General features: G+C 71.3%; 19 protein-coding genes. 8 read left to right on the forward strand and 11 right to left on the reverse strand.

Annotation, left to right across the window (positions count from 1 at the left end):
* Positions 1-47: 47 nt before the first annotated feature.
* The 5 genes from AC59HU_RS08165 to AC59HU_RS08185 are packed head-to-tail and all read right to left on the reverse strand — an operon-like array spanning position 48 to position 4,050.
* Positions 48-1,475: an amidase gene (locus tag AC59HU_RS08165; RefSeq protein WP_497222893.1), complete on the reverse strand. Its 1,428-nt coding sequence runs from the start codon at positions 1,473-1,475 to the stop codon at positions 48-50.
* A 7-nt stretch (positions 1,476-1,482) separates the two neighbouring features.
* Positions 1,483-2,073, reverse strand: coding sequence for a GNAT family N-acetyltransferase (locus AC59HU_RS08170; protein WP_497222894.1), 591 nt, complete (start codon positions 2,071-2,073; stop codon positions 1,483-1,485).
* Between the two features lie 9 nt (positions 2,074-2,082).
* The gene (locus AC59HU_RS08175) at positions 2,083-2,790 is read right to left on the reverse strand and encodes a uracil-DNA glycosylase (RefSeq protein WP_497222895.1); all 708 of its coding nucleotides are present in this window, start codon (positions 2,788-2,790) and stop codon (positions 2,083-2,085) included.
* A 10-nt stretch (positions 2,791-2,800) separates the two neighbouring features.
* Positions 2,801-3,532: a type 1 glutamine amidotransferase family protein gene (locus AC59HU_RS08180; protein ID WP_497222896.1), complete on the reverse strand. Its 732-nt coding sequence runs from the start codon at positions 3,530-3,532 to the stop codon at positions 2,801-2,803.
* On the reverse strand, positions 3,529-4,050 hold the full coding sequence (locus AC59HU_RS08185; RefSeq protein ID WP_497222897.1) for a phosphoribosyltransferase: 522 nt from the start codon (positions 4,048-4,050) through the stop codon (positions 3,529-3,531). Before AC59HU_RS08185 ends, AC59HU_RS08180 begins: the two co-directional genes overlap by 4 nt.
* A gap of 65 nt (positions 4,051-4,115) precedes the next feature.
* Between AC59HU_RS08185 and AC59HU_RS08190 the strand changes: the two genes are divergently transcribed.
* Positions 4,116-5,627 (forward strand): MFS transporter, encoded by a 1,512-nt coding sequence (locus AC59HU_RS08190; protein WP_497222898.1) that lies wholly within the window; start codon positions 4,116-4,118, stop codon positions 5,625-5,627.
* Here AC59HU_RS08190 and AC59HU_RS08195 read toward each other — a convergent pair.
* Complete coding sequence (locus tag AC59HU_RS08195; protein ID WP_497222899.1) at positions 5,617-6,387, reverse strand: SDR family oxidoreductase; 771 nt, start codon at positions 6,385-6,387, stop codon at positions 5,617-5,619. The genes AC59HU_RS08190 and AC59HU_RS08195 overlap by 11 nt on opposite strands.
* 178 nt (positions 6,388-6,565) lie before the next feature.
* Here AC59HU_RS08195 and AC59HU_RS08200 point away from each other — a divergent pair, with 178 nt between their 5' ends.
* From AC59HU_RS08200 to AC59HU_RS08220, 5 genes are all read left to right on the forward strand, one after another.
* A complete protein-coding gene (locus AC59HU_RS08200) occupies positions 6,566-7,891 on the forward strand; it encodes a bifunctional o-acetylhomoserine/o-acetylserine sulfhydrylase (protein ID WP_497222900.1) in 1,326 nt (441 codons plus the stop codon).
* Positions 7,892-8,189: 298 nt separating this feature from the next.
* Entirely contained in the window at positions 8,190-9,419 is a 1,230-nt protein-coding gene (metX, locus tag AC59HU_RS08205) for a homoserine O-acetyltransferase MetX (protein WP_497222901.1), read from the forward strand.
* Positions 9,420-9,577: 158 nt separating this feature from the next.
* On the forward strand, positions 9,578-10,741 hold the full coding sequence (locus tag AC59HU_RS08210; protein ID WP_497222902.1) for a sensor histidine kinase: 1,164 nt from the start codon (positions 9,578-9,580) through the stop codon (positions 10,739-10,741).
* 86 nt (positions 10,742-10,827) lie between these two features.
* A complete protein-coding gene (locus tag AC59HU_RS08215) occupies positions 10,828-12,042 on the forward strand; it encodes a hypothetical protein (RefSeq protein WP_497222903.1) in 1,215 nt (404 codons plus the stop codon).
* A 29-nt stretch (positions 12,043-12,071) separates the two neighbouring features.
* Positions 12,072-12,773, forward strand: coding sequence for a response regulator (locus tag AC59HU_RS08220; protein ID WP_497223486.1), 702 nt, complete (start codon positions 12,072-12,074; stop codon positions 12,771-12,773).
* A 48-nt stretch (positions 12,774-12,821) separates the two neighbouring features.
* On the opposite strand, the gene AC59HU_RS08225 is transcribed toward AC59HU_RS08220, so the two are convergent.
* Both AC59HU_RS08225 and AC59HU_RS08230 read right to left on the reverse strand, forming a co-directional pair.
* Complete coding sequence (locus tag AC59HU_RS08225; protein WP_497222904.1) at positions 12,822-13,142, reverse strand: thiamine-binding protein; 321 nt, start codon at positions 13,140-13,142, stop codon at positions 12,822-12,824.
* Entirely contained in the window at positions 13,090-14,343 is a 1,254-nt protein-coding gene (locus AC59HU_RS08230) for a glycosyltransferase family 87 protein (RefSeq protein WP_497222905.1), read from the reverse strand. Before AC59HU_RS08230 ends, AC59HU_RS08225 begins: the two co-directional genes overlap by 53 nt.
* Before the next feature lie 197 nt (positions 14,344-14,540).
* On the opposite strand from AC59HU_RS08230, the gene AC59HU_RS08235 reads away from it, so the two are divergent.
* Entirely contained in the window at positions 14,541-15,242 is a 702-nt protein-coding gene (locus tag AC59HU_RS08235) for a YceI family protein (protein ID WP_497222906.1), read from the forward strand.
* Here AC59HU_RS08235 and AC59HU_RS08240 read toward each other — a convergent pair.
* On the reverse strand, positions 15,226-16,122 hold the full coding sequence (locus AC59HU_RS08240) for an ADP-dependent NAD(P)H-hydrate dehydratase (protein WP_497222907.1): 897 nt from the start codon (positions 16,120-16,122) through the stop codon (positions 15,226-15,228). The genes AC59HU_RS08235 and AC59HU_RS08240 overlap by 17 nt on opposite strands.
* A 70-nt stretch (positions 16,123-16,192) precedes the next feature.
* Between AC59HU_RS08240 and AC59HU_RS08245 the strand changes: the two genes are divergently transcribed.
* Positions 16,193-17,254 (forward strand): NADH:flavin oxidoreductase/NADH oxidase, encoded by a 1,062-nt coding sequence (locus AC59HU_RS08245; RefSeq protein ID WP_497223487.1) that lies wholly within the window; start codon positions 16,193-16,195, stop codon positions 17,252-17,254.
* A gap of 12 nt (positions 17,255-17,266) precedes the next feature.
* Here the strand turns inward: AC59HU_RS08245 and AC59HU_RS08250 are convergent, their stop codons facing one another.
* Both AC59HU_RS08250 and AC59HU_RS08255 read right to left on the reverse strand, forming a co-directional pair.
* Positions 17,267-18,304, reverse strand: a complete 1,038-nt coding sequence (locus AC59HU_RS08250; RefSeq protein ID WP_497222908.1) for a hemolysin family protein — start codon at positions 18,302-18,304, stop codon at positions 17,267-17,269.
* Positions 18,297-19,691 (reverse strand): hemolysin family protein, encoded by a 1,395-nt coding sequence (locus AC59HU_RS08255; RefSeq protein WP_497222909.1) that lies wholly within the window; start codon positions 19,689-19,691, stop codon positions 18,297-18,299. Before AC59HU_RS08255 ends, AC59HU_RS08250 begins: the two co-directional genes overlap by 8 nt.

Genomic DNA, 19,691 nt, shown 5'->3' on the forward strand with positions numbered 1-19,691 from the left:
AGTATAGGCATGCCTAACTTAGGATTGCCACACCTGACCGGAAGCTCTCAGAACTGAGGCGGGTGCACCAGATCCCAGCGCAGCCGGCGCTCCAGCTGACGGCCCAGCGCGAGCAGCGTGGCCTCCCCGCCGGGGCGCCCGATCAGCTGCACCGCCATCGGCAGCCCCTCCGGCGTGCGGTGCACGGGCAGACTGATCGCGGGCAGGCCGCTCACGTTCACGAACGACGTGTAGGGCGTGTACCGCACCTGCTGGGCGAAGTTCTCCTCGCCGTCCTCCTGGTCGTACCAGCCGATCGGGCGCGGGGTCATCGTCATCCCGGGCACGAGCACGGCGTCGTACCGGTCCAGTTGCCGGATGAGCGAGCGCTCGTACCGGGTCAGCGTCGCGAGGGCGCGCGCGAGCTCGGAGGCCGGGATCGCCCGCCCCCGGTTCATCAGCCAGCGGGTCAGCGGTTCGAGAAGCTCCTCGGCCTCCCCCTCGGCCGGGATCGTCGACGCCCCCACCTGCCAGATCACGCGGAACGCCTCGGCGTACTCCGGGGCCGGCTCGAGCGCGAACTCCTCCACTCCGTGACCCAGGGCCGCGAAGCCGTCGCGGGCGAGGTCGAAGGCGGCGACCGCCTCCGGGTCCAGGGGCAGGTCGTAGGAGTCGGACCACGGCGTGCTCGTCGTCACGCCGAGCTGGAACCGGCCCTCGCCGCGGATGGCGGCGCCGAGGAACAGCCCGTCGTCGTACTCGGGAGCGCGGAGCGCGAAGTGGTGCACGATGCGGTCGCCGCGCCGGGCGATCATCCCGTCGAGCAGCAGGGCCGCGTCGGTGACCGAGCGCGCGATCGGGCCGCCGACGCCGAGGCCGGCGAGCGACTCCTGGCCCGAGGCGGCCGGCACGAGCCCGCGGGTGGGCTTCAGCCCCACGAGGCCGCAGGCGGCGGCCGGGATGCGGATGGACCCGCCGCCGTCCGACGCCGGGGCGAAGGGCACCAGGCCCGCGGCCACCGCGGCGGCCGCTCCCCCGCTGGACCCGCCCGCGCCCCGGGAGAGGTCGTAGGGGGTGCGGGTGGGCGGCCCGATCCGGCCCTCCGTGTAGCTCGGCAGGCCGAACTCGGGGGTCGCCGTCTTGCCCAGGCTCACGACCCCGGCGTCGTCCAGCTGCCGCACCAGTTCGTCGGACTCCTCGGGCACGAAATCGGCGAACAGTCGCGAACCGAAGGTCGTGCGCACACCGGCGCGCCGCACCAGGTCCTTCTCCCCCGTCACGAGACCGAAAAGCGGGGCCGACCGGTCGTCGGCGGCGTCGAGCGCGTCGGCGCGGGAGCGCGCCGCATCCGGGGTCACCGTGAAGAACGCTCCGAGCTCGCCGTTCAGCCGCTCGATCCGCTCGAGGTAGTGCTCGGCGGCCTCACGGACGCCGAGCTCGCGGCGCTGGATCAGCCGGTACTGCTCGAGCGCGCTCAGCTCGTGGATCTCGACCATCCCGGTCCTACTTCAGCGACTTCTGCAGCAGCACGGTGCCGAGCCAGTGCCCGAACTTGAAGCCGACCCGGCCGAGCCGCCCGACCTCCTTGAAGCCGAAGCCCTCGTGCAGCCGGATCGAGGCATCCGCGCCCTGGTCGGCGATGACCGCGAGCATCTCCTTGATGCCGGCCTTCTTCGACCGGTCGATGAGCTCGGCGAGCAGCACCTTGCCCAGGCCCTTGCCGGTCGCCGCCGGGCCCAGGTAGATGGAGTCCTCCACGGTCCGTCTGTAGGCCGCCTTCTGCTTCCAGGCCGAGACGTAGGCGAAGCCGAGCAGGGTGCCGGTCGGCGAGAGCGCGACCAGGAAGGGATAGTTCTGCTTCTGGGTCCAGGCGAACTTGTGCCGCCACTCCTTCAGCGTCATCGCGTCCTCGTCGAAGGTGACGACGGTGTTCGCGACGTAGTGGTTGTAGATCTCGCGGATGTACGGGAGGTCGGTCTCCGTCGCATCCCGGAGCACGTACTCGAACGGCACCTCCAGCGGCGGCTTCTCGCCGGTCGCGGGCCGGAGCTCGCGGGGCAGCTGTCGACGCGGCTGGTACTCCTCTTCCAACATGGTTCCAGCCTAGCCAGACGCCGGCAGGCGGGGCGTCCAGTCGATGGGCTCGGCGCCCTGCTCCTCGAGCAGCGCGTTGGCCCGGCTGAACGGCTTCGAGCCGAAGAAGCCGCGGCGGGCCGAGAGGGGGCTCGGATGCGCGGACTCGATCACCGGCGTGCTCTCCAGCAGCGGCGCCAGTCGCGCCGCATCCTTCCCCCACAGGATCGCGACGAGCGGACGGTCGCGGGCGACGAGGGTGCGGATCGCGTGATCCGTCACCTCCTCCCAGCCCCGCCCCCGGTGGGAGCCGGGCTCACCCGGCTGCACGGTCAGCACCCGGTTGAGCAGCATGACACCGGCGTTGCCCCAGGCGCTCAGGTCGCCGTGCGGGGCCGGCGGGATGCCCAGGTCGTCCTGGAGCTCGCGGTAGATGTTCACCAGGCTCCGCGGGAGCGGCCGGACGTGGCGCTCGACCGCGAAGGAGAGCCCGATCGGGTGCCCGGGGGTCGGGTACGGGTCCTGACCGACGATGAGCACCCGCACCCCGGCGAGCGGAGCCCGGAACGCCCGCAGCACGTTCGGGCCGTCGGGCAGGTAGCCGCGCCCGGCGGCGTTCTCGGCCCGCAGCATCTCGCCGAGCGACGCGATCCGCTCGCCGACGGGGGCCAGGGCCTCGGCCCAGCCGGGGTCGAGCTGCCCGGTCCCGGCCAGTTGCGGCAGGGAGAGCCCGGTCATCGAGGCCTCGTCAACTGGCGCCGGCTCCCGCCGTCGAGACCCGCACGCTGCCGTTCTCCGGTGTCACCTTCCAGACGCTGCCGCGGCCGAGCACCTGCAGCGGGCCCTCGCCGACCACGAGTGCCGTGTGCTCGTCGATCGCGACACCGCCGTCGACGACGCCCGCCTCGGTCGCCGCGATCAGTCGCGAGATCGAGCCCCACTGCACGGCGTGCACGTCGACCGCGAGATCGATCAGGCCGATGCCCTCGGCGACGGTGAGCTGCTCGAGATCCTCCGCCGCGTGCTCGATGCCGATCTCGACGGTGTCGATCTTCCAGCCGCCGACGATCGCGCGCTCGGCCGCGAGGGCCGCTCCGGCCGAGAACCCGAGGTAGGGCACCCCCGAGGCCACCAGGCGGCGGAGCTCGAGGAAGGCGGGCGCGAGCGACTCGCGGTAGGCCGGTGTCAGGCCGCCCCAGACGACGATGCCGTCCGCATCCGCGAACGCGGCGGGGTCGATCGGCGCGTTCTCGGGTGAGAGCACGGCCACGGGCTGGATCTTGCCCAGCTGCTCGAAGGCCGCGACGAGCTCGGAGTACTTGTCCGGGCCGTCGCCGTCGCGCACCAGCACGATCGCCAGGTGCGCTCCCTCGAGCCGGCCCGCCGCCTCGGCACGGGCCGTGATCTCCTCGAAGAACAGCCGGTACACGGCGCCGTCGTCCTCGACGGGCCAGCCGCCTCCGACGAGATGGATGCTCATTCGGCGCTCACCGGAGGGTGTGCCGACCACGGGAAGACGATCCAGCGATCGGTCTCCTTCCAGTGGAAGTCGGGCGCGATCACCGAGCGGGGCTTGGTGAAGAGGGTGGCCGACTTGACGGTGATGTCGAGCTTCTGCAGCAGGTCGACCACGAGGGCGAGCGTGCGACCCGAGTCGGCGACGTCGTCGACCAGCAGCACGTTCTTGCCGATCAGGGGCTCGTTGTCGAGCAGCGGCGGCAGGATGATCGGTTCGGGCAGGGTCTGCTCGATGTCGGAGTAGAACTCGACGTTGAGGCTGCCGCAGCTCTTGACCCCCAGGGCGTAGGCGAGGGCGCCGCCCGGGATCAGGCCGCCGCGGGCGATCGCGATCACGAAGTCGGGCACGAAGCCCGATTCGACGATGTCGCGGGCGAGCGAGCGCGAGGCGTCGCCGAACTCGAGCCAGCCGAGCACCTCCCGTTCCGGCGCGGTCGCGGCCTCCGCCTGGTCGTCAGTGGTCTCGAGGTCAGAATCCATACACGGAACGCTACCGGAAACGCGATCGCACGACCGAGCGCGTTCCGGTGCCCTAGCATCACCCCATGAGCTCAACTGCGAGTCGTCTCTCGTCGCTGCGGGGCGGTGCCGTGGGGGTGACGGCGTCGCTCATCGGCTTCCTGTTCCTGGTCGAGATCACCAGCGGCATCCTGCAGGGGTACTACGTGCCGCTGATCCCCGAGCTGGTGAAGCATCTCGGCATCCGCGACGCCGACTTCAACTGGTTCGAGGCGGCCCAGCTGCTGCTCTCGGCGATCGTCGTGCCGGTGCTCGCCAAGCTCGGCGACATGGTCGGCCACAAGCGGATGCTGCTGGTCGCGACGGTGCTGACCGCGGCGGCGAGCTGGTGGCTGGTGGCCGCCGGCGACTTCACCAGCTTCCTGATCGCCTGGGCGCTGCAGGGCTTCTACGTGGTCTGGCTGCCGCTGGAGGTCGCCCTGATCTTCGACCGCGGGCGACGCACCGGTCGCGCGGCCTCGCAGACGCGGCGGGCGGCGGGCCTCCTGGTCGTGGCCCTCGAGGCCGGCGCGATCATCGGGGCGCTCGCCGGCGGCCGGGTCTTCGAGGCGTTCGGGAAGAACGTGCCGCCGACCCTCATGGTCCCGGCGATCGCGGTCACCCTGGTGTTCTTCGTCATCCTCTTCGGCGTGCCCGAATCGAAGCCGCTCCCGGGCCGGAAGCTCGACCTGGTGGGCTTCACACTGCTCACACTCGCCCTGCTGCTGATCACGAGCGGCCTGACCTTCCTCCGGGTCAACGGGCCGGAGACCTGGTGGGTCTGGGCCCTGATCGCCCTCGGCGCCCTGATGTTCCTGCCCTTCGGGGCGTTCGAGCTGAGGCAGCCCGATCCCGCGATCGACCTCCGGGTGCTCCGGCAGCCGACGATGTGGCCGGTGCAGCTGACGGCCGGCCTGATCGGCATCAGCCTCCTCGGGGCCCAGGTGCCGCTCAGCACCTTCGCCGGGACCGATCCGATCAACGGCTACGGGCTGGGGCTCGACTCCTCGGAGATCTCGAACCTGGTCGGGGTGTACCTGGTCTCGATGATCGTGGGTGCGATCCTGTTCCCGTTCGTCTCGCGCTGGACGACCCCGCGGGTGGCACTGATCGGGGCGACGTTCCTGGTCGCGCTCGGCTACGGGCTCTTCCTGCCGTTCCACCACGAGACCTGGCAGGTGGTCCTCAACATGGCCATCGCCGGTCTGGGGTCGGGCGCGCTGGTCGGCGCGATGCCGGCCGCCGCCGCCGCGGCCGCTCCCCCGGGCCAGACCGGCATCGCGGCCGCGCTCACGAACACCACCAAGACCATCGGCGGCTCGTTCGCCTCGGCGATCTTCGCCGTCGTGCTCTTCCAGGGGGCGGCGACCGCGGTCACGGCCACCGCATCCAGCCTCTCGGGCTACCTGATCGTCTGGTCGATCTGCGCGGGCGGCGCGGTGGTCGCGGGCGTGCTGCTGTTCTTCGTGCCCAAGCTGGCCTTCGCCGACGCCGACGTGGTGCCGGCGGCGGCCGCCGGCGCTGCGGCGGGCCAGGCTAGGGCCGACGTCACTCCTTGACTCGGAGCTCGCCGCGCGCCACCTTATAGGCCGCGGACTGCGCGACCGGCTTGATGACCACGAGGTCCAGGCTCACGTGCGGGGGCAGCTCGAGGGTCGAGACGATCGTGGTGGCGATGTCCTCCGCGGTGAGCGGGTTCGGCACGTTGTCGTAGACCGAGTCGGCCTTGTCCGAATCCCCACGGAAGCGGTTGAGCGAGAACTCCTCGGTCTTCACCATGCCCGGGGCGATCTCGAGCACCCGGATCGGCTCGCCGGAGAGCTCCAGCCGCAGCACGTCGAGCATCGAGTGCACCGCGAACTTCGCGGCGTTGTACCCGCCGCCGCCCTCGTAGGAGATGTGCCCGGCGATCGAGGAGACGGTCAGGATGTCGGCGGCGCCGCCCGGCTCGACCGAGGCGCGGAGCAGCGGGAGCAGGGCGCTCGTCACGCGACGCACGCCGAGCACGTTGATCTCGTACATCCAGCGCCAGTCGTCGTCGGAGCCGTTCTCGACCGAGTCCAGGCCCAGGGCGCCGCCGGCGTTGTTCACCAGCGTGCTGACGCCGCCGGTCGCCTCGAGGTGGGCGCGCAGCGCCTCCACGTCCTCCGGCTTCGTGAGATCGGCGACGAAGTACTCCGCGCCGGTCTCCTCGGCGAGCTCGCGCAACCGGTCCTCCCGGCGTGCGACACCGACCACCGCCCAGCCGTGCTCCCGGAGCAGGCGCACCGTCGCCGCCCCGATCCCCGAACTGGCCCCTGTGACAACCGCGCGCTTCATCCGCGTCCCTCATTCCCCGGGCCGGGACCTCCCCGGCCCCTTTGCGTATCGTCAACGCTAGTGCGGAATCCGGGCATCGGATGACCGAAGGTTACGCCGCGAGACCTGGTGCGTTGACCGGCCTCCGGGCCGCTCGTACGCTGCCACCAGCCCCGATTCACCGACGACGGAGATGATGATGACCGACAACGCCGCGAACTGGAAGTTCGAGACCAAGCAGATCCACACCGGCTCGCAGCCCGACCCGGTCACCAACGCTCGTGCGACGCCGATCTACCAGACCACGTCGTACGTCTTCAACAGCGCCGACCACGCGCAGAACCTGTTCGCGCTCGCCGAGTTCGGCAACATCTACACGCGCATCCAGAACCCCACGCAGGACGTCGTGGAGCAGCGGGTCGCCGCGCTCGAGGGCGGCACGGCGGCGCTCCTGGTCGCCTCGGGTCAGGCGGCCGAGACCTTCGCGGTGCTCAACATCGCCCAGGCCGGCGATCACATCGTGTCGTCGTCGTCGATCTACGGCGGCACCTACAACCTCTTCAAGTACACCCTCGCCAAGCTCGGCATCGAGACCACCTTCGTCGAGGACCAGGACGACGCGGACGAGTGGCGCCGCGCGGTGCGGCCGAACACGAAGCTGTTCTTCGCCGAGACCATCGGCAACCCGAAGATCAACATCCTCGATATCGCGCTCGTCTCCGGCGTCGCCCACGAGAGCGGCGTGCCGCTGATCGTCGACAACACGATCGCCACCCCGTACCTGATCCGGCCGCTCGAGCACGGGGCCGACATCGTCGTGCACTCGGCCACGAAGTTCCTCGGCGGGCACGGCACGGTGATCGGCGGCATCATCGTCGACGGCGGGAAGTTCGCCTGGTCCGAGAACGTCGAGAAGTTCCCGGGCCTGACCGAGCCCGACCCGTCGTACCACGGCGCCAGCTACACCGGCGTGCTCGGCGACGGCATCGCCTACATCATCAAGGCGCGGGTTCAGCTGCTCCGCGACCTCGGCGCCTCGATCGCCCCGGCCAGCGCCTGGCAGCTCATCCAGGGCATCGAGACCCTGTCGCTGCGCATCGAGCGTCACGTGCAGAACGCGCAGGAGATCGCCGAGTGGCTGGATGCGCACGAGGACATCGCCACCGTCTACTACGCCGGGCTGCCGACCAGCCCCTGGTACGCCGCCGCCAACAGGTACGCCCCCAAGGGCGTCGGCGCCGTGCTCTCGTTCGAGCTGAAGGGCGGCGTGGATGCAGGACGCACCTTCGTCGAGAGCCTGTCGCTGTTCAGCCACCTGGCCAACATCGGCGACGTGCGCTCCCTGGTCATCCACCCCGCCTCGACCACGCACTCCCAGCTCACCCCCGAGCAGCAGCTCACCACCGGGGTCACCCCCGGCCTCGTGCGCCTCTCCGTGGGCCTGGAGAACATCGACGACCTCAAGGCCGACCTCGAGCAGGGCCTGGCGGCGGCGCGCGAGACCGTGCGGGCGAACGCTGTTTAGCTGCCGGGAGGCGCGTGCTTCGCGCGCGTCTCCCGGGTCGCGCCGGTCCCTGCCCGGCGCGACGCGACATGTTCGGGTGAGGTCGCTCTCGCGGCCTCGCCCTCACCCTGGGTAAACGAAAAAGGCCCGCAGCATTCCACCACTCAAGAAGATCTGGGACGGAAAGGAATGCTGCGGGCCGTACTCGATGACCCAGGGTGAGCGCGTCGCCGCGAAGCACGACCGCAGGCCGCGCTTCGCGACGGCACGCGCACATGTCGCCCGCGCCGGGCGGGGACCGGCGCGGAAAGGAACAGAGATGGATTGGCAGACCAACGAGGACACGGTTCCCAGCGGGTTCGTCACCGAGGCGCAGGTGCGGTCGGTGCTGGGGAAGCCGCCGGCGTCGGGGGCGTGGCGGGAGGGGGATCCCGTGGGGCGGCGGCGGTTCGCCGAGGTGGGGGCGTTCCGGTTCGAGAGCGGACAGAGCCTGCCGCAGGTGCGGCTGGCGTTCCAGACCTACGGAACGCTCTCGCCGCGTCGGGACAACGCTATCCTCGTGCTGCACGCCCTCACCGGCGACAGCAACCTGAACCACCCGGCCGAGCCCGGGCATCCGACCGACGGCTGGTGGCCGGGGCTGGTCGGGCCGGGACTGCCGATCGACACCGACCGCTGGTTCGTGGTCACGCCCAACATGCTGGGCGGCTGCCAGGGCAGCACCGGCCCCTCCTCCATCGCCCCCAGCGGTGCCGAGTGGGGCGCCCGCTTCCCGTTCACCACGATCGCCGACCAGGTGCGCGCCCAGCACGCCCTGCTCGGCGAGCTCGGGCTCGACCGCTGGGCCGCCGTGATCGGCGGGTCGATGGGCGGCATGCAGGTGCTCGAGTGGGCGGTGCAGTTCCCGGACGAGGTGGAGCGGATCGCCGTGATCGCTGCGCCCGCCGCGAGCTCGGCCGACCAGATCGCCCTGAACTCGGTGCAGGTGCAGGCGATCCGCACCGATCCGCTGTTCCACGGCGGCGACTACTACGACGCCCCCGACGGCGAGGGCCCCCACCAGGGCCTCGCCCTCGCCCGCCGGATGGCGCTGCTGAACTACCGCAGCCCCACCGAGCTCAACGACCGCTTCGAGCGCAGCTGGCAGAGCGGGATCGATCCGCTCGGCGGCGGCGGGCGCTTCGCCGTCGAGTCGTACCTCGACTTCCACGGCAACAAGTTCACCCGCCGCTTCGACGCGAACAGCTACATCACCCTCCTCGAGGCGATGAACTCCCATGACCTCGGTCGCGGCCGGGGCGGGGTGGCGGCGGCATTGGCCGGGGTCCGCGCCCAGGCGCTCGTCGTCGGCATCGACAGCGACCGCCTGTTCCCGGTCGACGACCAGGAGCTGATCGCCCGGCACCTGCCCGGCAACATCGACGGCGACCGGCCGGTGGTGATCGAATCGAAGTTCGGCCACGACGGATTCCTGATCGAGTTCGACCTGGTCGGCCGGGAGATCGCCCGGCTGCTCGCAGGCCAGCCCGTCGCGCACCTAGCCCGGTGACGGGGCTTTAAACAAATGCGGCCGGGGGCGTCTCGTCGACGACCCCCGGCCAATTCCCCCCTGGTCTTCCACCAAGTTACCGACAGATGTCGAGGATTGTCCCGCCCCAGTTCAGGGGGCAGACAGCGTGGCGATCACGTGCGATATATCATGCGAGGGTGCCCCGCACCGATCGTGAGCGCCGCAAGCTCCTCAGCAGGACGACACGCGACCTCGGCCTGACCTTCACGATCTCCTCGATCGTCGCGGTGGGCGCGGCGACCTGGACCAGGCTTCCCGACTACGCCCCCAGCCTCGTGCTCATGTCGCTGACCGCCGTGTGCTACTACTTCCTGGGCAACTCGCGCTCGGTCGTCTGGCCGGGCGTCACCTACCTGGTCGGCGTCGCAGCCCTGGCCTCCTTCCTCCTGCCCTCGACCGCGCCGATGGATGTGGCGACCGCGACCGGCCTGACCTTCTTCGCCTCCACGGCCATCCCCGCGCTCATCGCCGCCCTCGCCACCTCGGCGCGGCTGCTCTGGCTGGTCATCCCCGGCTACCTGCCGGTGCTCGCCCTGGCGACCGCGGCGACCTGGCAGACCGGCCGCGCGGCCTTTGTCATCGCCTCGATCGTGGTGGGCTGGGTGGCGCTGTTCGTGACGGCGACCTGGCTCTCGGCGAGCCTCCGCCGCGCCTTCGTCGGGATGGCCCGGCTCGGCCGCGCCCACGCCGTCGAGCGGCAGGCCAGCGAGATGGAGGCCCAGCGTCGGCACGGCGCCCGCCTGCTGCACGACACGGTGCTGGCCACGCTGACCCTGCTCGCCCACTCCGGCATCGGCGTGCAGCCCGAGGCGATGCGCAACCAGGCCGGCGAGGACGCCCGCCTCCTCCGTCAGCTGCGGCTCGGCGGCACGCCGATGCCGCGATCGTCGGGCGGCTACACCCTCGAACCGGTCGAGACCAGCGATCTCGGCCACACCCTGGAGTCGGTCAAGCAGCGATTCGGCCGGATGGGCCTCCAGGTCGCCTGGCACGGCAGCGGCCAGATCCTGCTGCCGAGTCACGTGCTCGACGCCTTCCTGCTCTCGCTCTCGGAGTGCCTGGAGAACGTGCGCCGGCACGCCGAGGTGGGCTCCGCCGACGTCACCATCACCGAGGACGACCAGACCGTCCGGGCGATGGTCACCGACTCGGGCGTCGGCTTCGACCTCGACGCGGTCGACGTCGGGCGCCTCGGTCTCGCCGAATCGGTGATCGCGCGCATCCGTGACGTCGGCGGCAAGGTGAGGCTGTTCTCCTCCCCCGGTTCCGGCACGACGGTCGTGCTCGAGGTGCCCAAGTGAACGCGCCGGGCGGCCGGGGCGGCCAGAGTCACGGCGAACCCCGATCTCCGGGACTCCGCCCGCGCAACCGTGCCGCCGAGCCCGGGATGCTCACCCAGCTGGTCCGGGCCCGTCGCCTCGGCCCCGGGGCCGTCGACGCCGTGCGGCAGGACATCGAGCGCGACTCCCGGCTCGGCATCGGCTATCTGGGCATCGGCGCGGTGATCGTCGGCGTCATCCTGATCGCGCGGGGCCTGGTCTCCTTCGCCTGGACCTGGCCCTCGAACGACCTCCGGCTGCTCTCGCTCGCCGGCTGGGCGATCGTCGTCCTCGCCTTCGGCGCCGCCGTGATGATCGCGCGCCGCAACCGCGGGATGCTGCCGCCCGTGGCCTTCGCCGCGGTGCTCGGCGCCGACGCGGTCGCGCTGGCACTCGACTACGCCGCCCTGATCGGCAGTCCGTCCTCGGCCGACTACGTCACGACCGGCATCGGGATCGGCGCGACCCTGCTGGCCTGCGTGACCCTGCGGCCGATCCACATCGTGGTGGCCGCCACCGTCGGGCTCGCCGCGGTCTCCGTCGTCGGCATCGCCGTGCTCGCGGTGCTCGGGGTCGCCGATCCGGCCGTGGGGGTCTCGCAGCTCGTGCTCACGATCGTGCCGGTGATCGCCGGCATCGTCGTGGTGAGATCCTTCGGCGGGCTGGTGCAGCGGGAGCTGGACCGCACGGTGGCCGAGAGCGCCATCAGCGCCCCGCGCTACGGCCTCGGCCTGCTGGCCTCGACCGAGCTCGCCCGGCTCGACCTCGCCGCGGAGGAACTGCTGCAGGACGTGGCGACCGGCAAGGCGCCGCTGCCCCTGGACCGCTCGCTGGCGACGACCGCCTCCGCGCTCGCGACCGACCTGCGCCGGGTGCTCGTCGCCGGCCGGCGCGAGACCTGGCTGCACCACGCGATCACCGAGTCCGAGTACCTCGGCCCCGTCGTGACGCTCGAGGACCACGACGGTCTCGCCGCCTACCTCGCACCCGGCCAGCGCGACGGACTGCTCTCGGCGCTCTGGCTGATCGTCGACGAATCCGGTCGCTACACGCCCGCCATCGATCTCGGGATCGGGCGCGCGGGAACCCGGGGCCGGCCCGCGCCTGACGGTAGGATGGTGCTCCCGATAGCCGTCTCGATCAGCGGACTCCCGCGCCGTCGCGTCGACCCGGCTGTCTGGTCGGCTCTCTCGCGTGTCGGCCAGTACTCGGTCGAGGCCCGGACCGGCAGGTTGCGGGTCGGTGTCGACGCCCACGTTGTCGTGCCGGACGCCTCACGGTGATCCCGGCCAGAGGAAGGAACCAGGTGACCATCGCCCGCGAGCCCATCCGCTTGGCCATCGTCGACGATCATCGGATGCTGCTGGGGGCGCTGACGGAGTGGATCCGCGGCGCCGCCGACGACATCACCATGGTCGCGGCCGTCACGACCTGGCCCGAGCTGCTCACGCATCCGGAGTTCCCCGTCGACGTCGTGCTGCTCGACCTCGACCTCAAGGACAACCTGCCGGTCTCGGTCAAGCTCCGCGCGCTCAAGTCGGCCGGCGTCAAGACCGTGCTGATGAGCACCTACTCGGAGCCTGTCGTCGTGCGCGAGGCGATCGCCGCTGGCGCCCTGGGCTACCTGGTCAAGAGCGAGGAGGCCGACATGATCGTCGAGGCCATCCGCGCCGCCTCGGTCGGCGACAGCTTCATCTCCACCGAGCTCGACCTCGCGCTCGCGGCCGACGACCTCGAGGCCGCGCCGCGGCTGAGCGCCCAGGAACGCCGGGTGATGGCGCTCTACGGCGGCGGCGAACCCGTCAAGCAGGTCGCGAAGGCGCTGGCCATCTCGGAGGAGACGGCGAAGTCGTACCTCAAGCGCATCCGGGAGAAGTACCGGGTGGTCGGTATCGACGTCGGCACGAAGGTGGCGCTCCGCAAGCGCGCGATCCAGGACGGCCTGCTGCCCCGCGACGAGTACCTCGGCAACCAGAGCGCGGACGACTTCGAGGACGACGTCCTCCCGGCCTGACTCGGCCTGTCCGCTGCGCGACGGCGACGCTGCTGCAGCAGCGCCGGCTCAGTCCTGCTCGCGGCGCCCCAGCGCCTCTTCGAGCCGCTCGACCTTCGCGGTGAGCTCCCCGGTGTGCCCCGGCCGGATGTCGGCCTTCAGCACGAGCGAGACCCGCGACCCGTAGGCCTGCACGGCCTCGGTCGCGCGCTTGACGACGTCGAAGACCTCGTCCCACTCGCCCTCGATCGTGGTGAACATCGAGTCGGTCGAGTTGGGCAGACCGGATGCGCGCACCACCGCGACCGCGGCGGCCACCGCGTCGTGCACGCCCGCGTCAGAGGCGGCCGACGGGCCGCCCGACGGTGCGACCGAAAACGCCACCAGCATCCTGAGCCACCTCTCTCGATGTCTTTCTACTCTGCCACAGCATGACGAGCGAGAACACGAACAGCGAGACGGTCAGCAGGTTGCGGAGCGTGAGCACGGTGAGCATCACCGGGTCGAGCCCGATGACCTCGTCGTAGGCGATCGGGTAGATGATCTGGGTGAGTGCGCCCATCACGAAGGCGACGATCGCGGGGGCGAAGAACCGGCGCCCCTGCGTGACGATCCCGAGGATGACCGGGGCCGACAGCCAGACCATGAACTGCGGCGAACCGACCTTGTTGAAGGTCATCAGCGCCGTCACCAGGGCCAGCGCGAGCCAGGGCAGCACGACCACCGAGGAGGTGCCGCGGCGCACCACGATCACGGCGAGCACGAGCACCAGGGCGACCGCGATCACGAGCAGCGGGGTCATCAGCCAGGAGGCGAACTCGCTGCCCGGGCCGGAGACCTGGAAGGTGAGGATGTCGAGGTCGTAGCCGACGCGCGTCTCGGCGCCCGCGTAGGCCATCCACATCCAGATCGACGACACCGGCGCCTCGACCTGGAGGCCTCGGCCGGTCTGCTCGGTGACGAAGCTGAACACGTTCATCCCGGCGCCGAAGGCCAGGGCCCCGGCGGCCACGCCGACGAGGGTGATGCCGGCCGCCACGGCGACCCGCACCCGACGGCGGACGGCGATGACGACGGCGGCGACCATGGCCGCCGGCCACACCTTCACCCAGGTCGCCAGGGCGAGCAGCACGCCGGCCACGGCCGGGCGGGTGCGCACCAGCAGCAGGCCCGCGATCACGAGGTCGACCGTGAAGATGTCGATCCGGCCCACCGCGACGGGGCCGATCAAGAGCAGCATGCCGAGCCACCACCAGGCCGCGACGATGCGGCGGGTGCCGGTCTCGGCGTCGGACCGCGCCCGCACGACGAGGTACGCGAAGACGGCGGCGTCGGCGAGGGTGACCATCAGCATCCAGCCGATGCCGTAGTTCGCCGCGCCCAGGATCATGGCGGCCAGCATCGGGATGAAGGCCAGGATCGGGTAGACCCAGGGACCGTCGATGCCCAACCGGAACCCGGCGAGCGACTGCTCGACCCAGGGGCGGTAGACGTTGGTGACGTCGCCGAACGGCAGGTTGGGGTGGTTCAGACCGTCGTAGCCGAGCCAGAGGTGGGTGGCGAGGAACGCGAGCCACAGGACCACGGGCATGGCAGCGAGTCGTCCTACGCGTGTCAGCACGAGGGTCATCCTATTGGGCACGCTCTGAAAGGCCGGTGATCGCCTTCCGCGGTGTCGGTGAGGAGCCGGACGTCGTCGCGGACCCAGCTGTCGTTGCGGCGCCTCCCAGGCGCCAACCACCTTCGCTTGCTTTGATGGAACGTCCGCTCCGATCCGGAAGCCCCGTCGTGAACAATCCCGTGAAGTACAGCGTCGCCCTCATGCTGGGTGTCGCTGCGGTCGGTGCCGTCGCCGTCGTGGCCCTGCCGATCCTCGGGCGCACGCTCGCCTCGGAGACCTCGGCCAGCGTGCAGCAGGTCGTGCCGACGGTGTTCGACGCGCCGGAGACCGGGCTCTCCCCCGACCCGGGGAGCGAGACCTGGGTGCTGCAGCCGAGCTCGACCCTCGGCTACCGGGTCTCGACCACCGACGACGAGACCGTCACGGGCAGCACCTCCGACCTGACCGGCATCGTCGCGATCACGGGCGACCGGGTGACGGATGCCGAGTTCATGGTCGACCTCTCGACGCTGGCCGGCCGCGGCGACTCCCGCGACGCCCTGCTCGGCGCCCTGGTGCTCGCGACCGGCGGCAACCCGATGGCCTCCTTCGTGCTGACCGAGCCGATCACCCTCCCTGACACGCCCTCCGACAACGGGCAGACCGCCGTCGAGACGGTGCCGATCATCGGCACGCTGACCCTCCGCGGCATCAGCAACCCCGTCGCGGCCACGGGGCGACTCAGTTTCGACTCCTCCTCCGGCACGATCCAGGGCTCGATCCCGGTCGATCTGTCGGCCTTCGGCATGACGCTGCCGGAGATCGGCGGGCTCAGCGTCGACGACACCGCCTATCTCGACGTGCAGCTGGACGTCAGTCCGAGCCGCTGACCAGGCGGGCGACGACCCGGGGCACCGCCAAGGCGATGTCCTTCGCGGCGATCGGCCCCCGATCGGCTGCCCGTTCCGCCGCCCAGGCGTGCAGGTAGGCGCCGGTCGCCGTGAGGGCGACCAGACGCTGCGTGCGCTCCTGGCCCGAGAGCCCGGATTCCTCGCCGAGTTCGTCCGCGTGCGTGGCGACGAGGGCGCCGACGATTCCGCCGAGCACGTCGCCCGACCCGGCCGTCGCGGCCCAGCTCGAGGGCGCGAGCACCCGCGCGGCGGCCCGGCTGCCGTCCGGGGCGGCCGGCCCGCAGACGTGCGTGACGCTGCCCTTGAGCAGCACCACGTGCCCGGTGGCGTCGGCGGCGCGCTGCGCGAACTCCTCGGGGGCGGCGCTCACCGCCGCACGGTCGGTCCGGATGCCGAAAGCGGCAAGAAGGGTCACCATCTCGCCGGCGTGCGGCGTGAGCACCCCCGGTCCGGCGATCCGGTCCGCGAGGTCGAGGGCGCCGGCGTCGACGACGACGGGCTCGCCCCCGGACACCGCCTTCTCCAGCAGCTCGGTCTCCCGGTCGGTCCTGGTCTCGGCGCTCATCCCGGAACCGATCAGCCAGGCCTGCACCCGGCCCTCGGCGGTGACCGCCTCGGGGCGGGCCTGCAGCACGAAGTCCGCCGCCCGCTCGGCGCCGAGGTAGCGCACCATGCCGAGCCCGGTCCGCACCGCGGCCTCCACCCCGAGCACGGCGGCGCCCGGGAACTCGGCCGATCCGGTCACGATCCCGAGCACCCCGCGGGAGTACTTGTCGTCGTCCTTCGCCGGCACCCGGATGCACTCCGAGGCGGCCAGTTCGTTCCAGTCGCGCCAGTCGGCGGAGGGTGATTCGCTCATCCCCTCACGATAGGCCGGGGTACCGGTCGACCGGGGATAATGGAGCGTGGCCTCCGCTCTCTTCTCCCCCATGACCATCCGCTCCACCACCTTCCGCAACCGCATCTGGGTCGCGCCGATGTGCCAGTACTCGGCCGAGGAGCAGGACGGGATGCCGAACGACTGGTACCTGGTGCACCTGGGCTCCTTCGCCTCCGGCGGCTCCGCACTCGTGATCACCGAGGCCACGGCGGTCTCGCCCGAGGGCCGCATCTCGCCGCAGGATCTGGGGATCTGGAACGACGCGCAGCGCGACGAGTTCGCCCGGATCACCGCGTTCATCCGCTCGCAGGGCGCCGTCCCCGGCATCCAGCTCGCCCACGCCGGCCGGAAGGCCTCGACCTTCCGCCCCTGGAGCGACGAGCGCGGATCGGTGCCGGTCGAGCAGGGCGGTTGGCCCACGGTCGCGCCCTCGGCCCTGGCCTTCGGCGACTACGCCGAGCCCCGCGCACTCGCCCTCGACGAGATCGCGGGCGTCGTCGACGACTTCCGGGCCGCGGCCCGGCGCTCGGTGGAGGCCGGCTTCGAGCTGCTCGAGGTGCACGCGGCCCACGGCTACCTGCTGAACCAGTTCCTCTCACCGCTGTCGAACACGCGCGACGACCAGTACGGCGGCAGCCTGGAGAACCGCGCCCGCCTGCTGCTGGAGGTCGTGCGCGCGGTGCGCGAGGAGGCGGGACCTGACCGGGTGGTCTTCGTGCGGTTCTCGGCCACCGACTGGGTCGAGGGCGGCTTCGACGCCGAGCAGACCGCGACGGTCACGGCCTGGGCCGCGGCCGAGGGCGCCGACCTCGCCGACGTCTCCAGCGGTGGCAACAGCCCGGGCGCGCGCATCCCGGTCGGGCCGCTCTACCAGGTGCCCCTGGCCGCCGAGGTGCGCCGGGAGTCCGGGGTGCCGGTCTCGGCCGTCGGGCTGATCACCACCCCGCAGGAGGCGGAGGACGTCGTGGCCTCGGGCCGGGCCGATGCGGTGATGCTCGCCCGCGAGCTGCTCCGCGACCCGCACTTCCCGCTGCGCGCCGCCCACGAGCTGGGCGTCGACATCGACTACTGGCCCGCCCCGTACCTCAGGGCGCGGCTGCCGCGCGACTGAGACTGCGACCGGTCAGGTGCGCCGGGTGGCGTCCTGCACCTCGCCGACGAGCTCCTCGATGATGTCCTCCAGGAAGAGAACGCCCGTGGTCTCGCCCGACTCGGTGAAGGTGCGCGCCAGGTGCGCCCCCGAGCGGCGGAGGAACGCGAGCGCATCCTCCAGCTCGGCCTTCTCGAAGATCGAGGGCAGCTGACGGATGCGCTTGGCCGGGATCGGGTCGTCGAACTCGTCGTCGTCGAGGTCGATGACGTCTTTCAGGTGCACGTAGCCCGAGGGCAGACCCTCGTCGTCGAGCAGCACGTAGCGCGAGAACCCGTACTTGGCGACGGCGCGCTCCACCTCCGCGGGCGTCGCGTCGGCCGGGAGACTGACGAGCGACTCGAGCGGAACCGCGACGTCGGCCGCGGTCTTCGAGGTGAACTCGAATGCGGCCGAGAGCGTGCCGGTGCGGTCCGAGAGCACGCCCTCGCGGGTCGACTGCTCGACGATGGTCTCGACCTCGTCGAGGGTGAAGGCACTCGCCGCCTCGCTCTTGGGCTCCACCCGGAACAACCGCAGCACCCCGTTCGCGGTCGCGTTCAGCGCCACGATGACGACGCGGAAGACGCGCGCGACGCCGACCAGCGGGGGCGCGAGCAGCAGCACCGCCTTGTCGGGCATCGAGAAGGAGATGTTCTTCGGCACCATCTCGCCGAGCACCACGTGCAGGAACGACACCAGCAGCAGCGTGAAGACGAAGGCGATCGTGCCGGTCGCCTCCTCGGGCAGGCCGGTCAGGTGCAGCGGCCCCTCCAGCAGGTGGTGGATGGCGGGCTCGGAGACATTGAGGATCAGCAGCGAGCACACCGTGATGCCGAGCTGGGTCGTCGCGAGCATGAGCGTCGCGTGCTCCATGGCGAACAGCGCGGTCTTGGCGCTGGCCTTGCCCTGCTCGGCCAGCGGTTCGATCTGCGACCGGCGGGCGGAGATGACGGCGAACTCCGCCGCGACGAAGAAGGCGTTGCCCGCGAGCAGCACCACGAGCCAGAGGATGCCGAGCCAATCAGCCATTGCGGGCCTCCGAGGGGGTCTGCGTCGGGTCGGCCGGAACGGCACCGGTCGGGGTGGGGTCGGGCGAGTCGCCCGGGGTCGCATCCGCCCGGTCGTCGGCCGGGATGAACCGGAGCCGGTCGATGCGCCGGCCGTCCAGCCGCTCCACCCGCAGCGCGCCGTCCGGCAGGTCGACGGTGTCGCCGACGACCGGGAGCCGCCCGAGTCTGCTCATCACGAATCCGGCCACGGTCTCGTACGGCCCGTCCTCCGGCACGCTGATGCCGGCCTGGTCGGCGAGCTCATCGGGGCGGAGGATGCCCGGGAAGGTGGTGGCGCCGCGCGACCGGACGACGCCGGCCCGGGTGCGATCGTGCTCGTCGGCCAGCTCGCCCACGAGCTCCTCGACCAGGTCCTCCAGGGTGACGACGCCGGCGGTTCCGCCGTACTCGTCGATCACGACGCCCATCTGGTAGCCGCGGCCGCGGAGCTCGCCGAGTAGCACGTCGAGCGTCATCGTCTCCGGCACCCGGATGGTCTCGGTCATGATCGCGACGACCGGCACGTCGCTCCGCCGCTCGCGCGGGATCGCGACGGCCTGCTTGACGTGCACGAGCCCGACGATGTCGTCGATGTCCTCGTCGACCACGGGGAAGCGGGAGTGCCCGGTCGAGCGGGCGAGCTCCATCACGGAGGCGGCGCTCTCGCCGCGCCGCACGCTCACGATCCGCGGGCGCGGGGTCATCACGTCGGAGGCGTCGTGCGAGGAGAACAGCAGCGTGCGGTTCAGCAGCGTCGCGGTGTCGACGTCGAGGCTGCCCTCCAGCGCCGAGCGGCGGACCAGGGAGGAGAGCTCCTCGGCGGTGCGCGCGCCCGACAGTTCTTCTTTCGGCTCGATGCCGACGAGCCTCAGCAGTCCGTTGGCGCTGCCGTTCAGCACCTTGACCGCGGGCCGGAAGACCGCGGTGAACACCAGCTGGAACGGCACCACGATCTTCGCCGTCTTCAGCGGCAGCGCCAGCGCGAAGTTCTTCGGCACCAGCTCGCCGATGATCATCGACAGCAGGGTCGCGAAGGCGATGCCGACGGTCGCGCTGATCGGCGTGACCGCACCCTCGGGGATGCCGACCCCCATCAACGGGCCACGGAGCAGGCTCGAGATCGCCGGCTCCATCGTGTACCCGGTGAGCAGCGTGGTCAGCGTGATGCCGAGCTGCGCGCTCGAGAGGTGCGTCGAGGTGTGCCTGAGGGCGGTGATCGCCGGCTGGAGGCCCTTTTCACCGCGCTCCGTGCGCGCCTCGAGGTCGGAGCGGTCGAGGTTGACCAGCGAGAACTCGGAGGCGACGAAGAAGCCCGTGCCGACCGTGAGCAGCAGCCCGACGCCCAGCATGATCCACTCAAAGACCAT

This window comes from Herbiconiux sp. 320_LB (assembly GCF_059691755.1).

What these genes read in the sequence shown, in the direction of transcription:
- AC59HU_RS08165 (WP_497222893.1), bottom strand. Translation starts at nt 1,475, where the DNA reads ATGGTCGAGATCCACGAGCTGAGCGCGCTCGAGCAGTACCGGCTGATC.
- AC59HU_RS08170 (WP_497222894.1), bottom strand. Translation starts at nt 2,073, where the DNA reads ATGTTGGAAGAGGAGTACCAGCCGCGTCGACAGCTGCCCCGCGAGCTC.
- AC59HU_RS08175 (WP_497222895.1), bottom strand. Translation starts at nt 2,790, where the DNA reads ATGACCGGGCTCTCCCTGCCGCAACTGGCCGGGACCGGGCAGCTCGAC.
- AC59HU_RS08180 (WP_497222896.1), bottom strand. Translation starts at nt 3,532, where the DNA reads ATGAGCATCCATCTCGTCGGAGGCGGCTGGCCCGTCGAGGACGACGGC.
- AC59HU_RS08185 (WP_497222897.1), bottom strand. Translation starts at nt 4,050, where the DNA reads ATGGATTCTGACCTCGAGACCACTGACGACCAGGCGGAGGCCGCGACC.
- AC59HU_RS08190 (WP_497222898.1), top strand. Translation starts at nt 4,116, where the DNA reads ATGAGCTCAACTGCGAGTCGTCTCTCGTCGCTGCGGGGCGGTGCCGTG.
- AC59HU_RS08195 (WP_497222899.1), bottom strand. Translation starts at nt 6,387, where the DNA reads ATGAAGCGCGCGGTTGTCACAGGGGCCAGTTCGGGGATCGGGGCGGCG.
- AC59HU_RS08200 (WP_497222900.1), top strand. Translation starts at nt 6,566, where the DNA reads ATGACCGACAACGCCGCGAACTGGAAGTTCGAGACCAAGCAGATCCAC.
- metX (WP_497222901.1), top strand. Translation starts at nt 8,190, where the DNA reads ATGGATTGGCAGACCAACGAGGACACGGTTCCCAGCGGGTTCGTCACC.
- AC59HU_RS08215 (WP_497222903.1), top strand. Translation starts at nt 10,828, where the DNA reads ATGCTCACCCAGCTGGTCCGGGCCCGTCGCCTCGGCCCCGGGGCCGTC.
- AC59HU_RS08225 (WP_497222904.1), bottom strand. Translation starts at nt 13,142, where the DNA reads ATGCTGGTGGCGTTTTCGGTCGCACCGTCGGGCGGCCCGTCGGCCGCC.
- AC59HU_RS08230 (WP_497222905.1), bottom strand. Translation starts at nt 14,343, where the DNA reads ATGCCCGTGGTCCTGTGGCTCGCGTTCCTCGCCACCCACCTCTGGCTC.
- AC59HU_RS08240 (WP_497222907.1), bottom strand. Translation starts at nt 16,122, where the DNA reads ATGAGCGAATCACCCTCCGCCGACTGGCGCGACTGGAACGAACTGGCC.
- AC59HU_RS08245 (WP_497223487.1), top strand. Translation starts at nt 16,193, where the DNA reads ATGACCATCCGCTCCACCACCTTCCGCAACCGCATCTGGGTCGCGCCG.
- AC59HU_RS08250 (WP_497222908.1), bottom strand. Translation starts at nt 18,304, where the DNA reads ATGGCTGATTGGCTCGGCATCCTCTGGCTCGTGGTGCTGCTCGCGGGC.
- AC59HU_RS08255 (WP_497222909.1), bottom strand. Translation starts at nt 19,691, where the DNA reads ATGGTCTTTGAGTGGATCATGCTGGGCGTCGGGCTGCTGCTCACGGTC.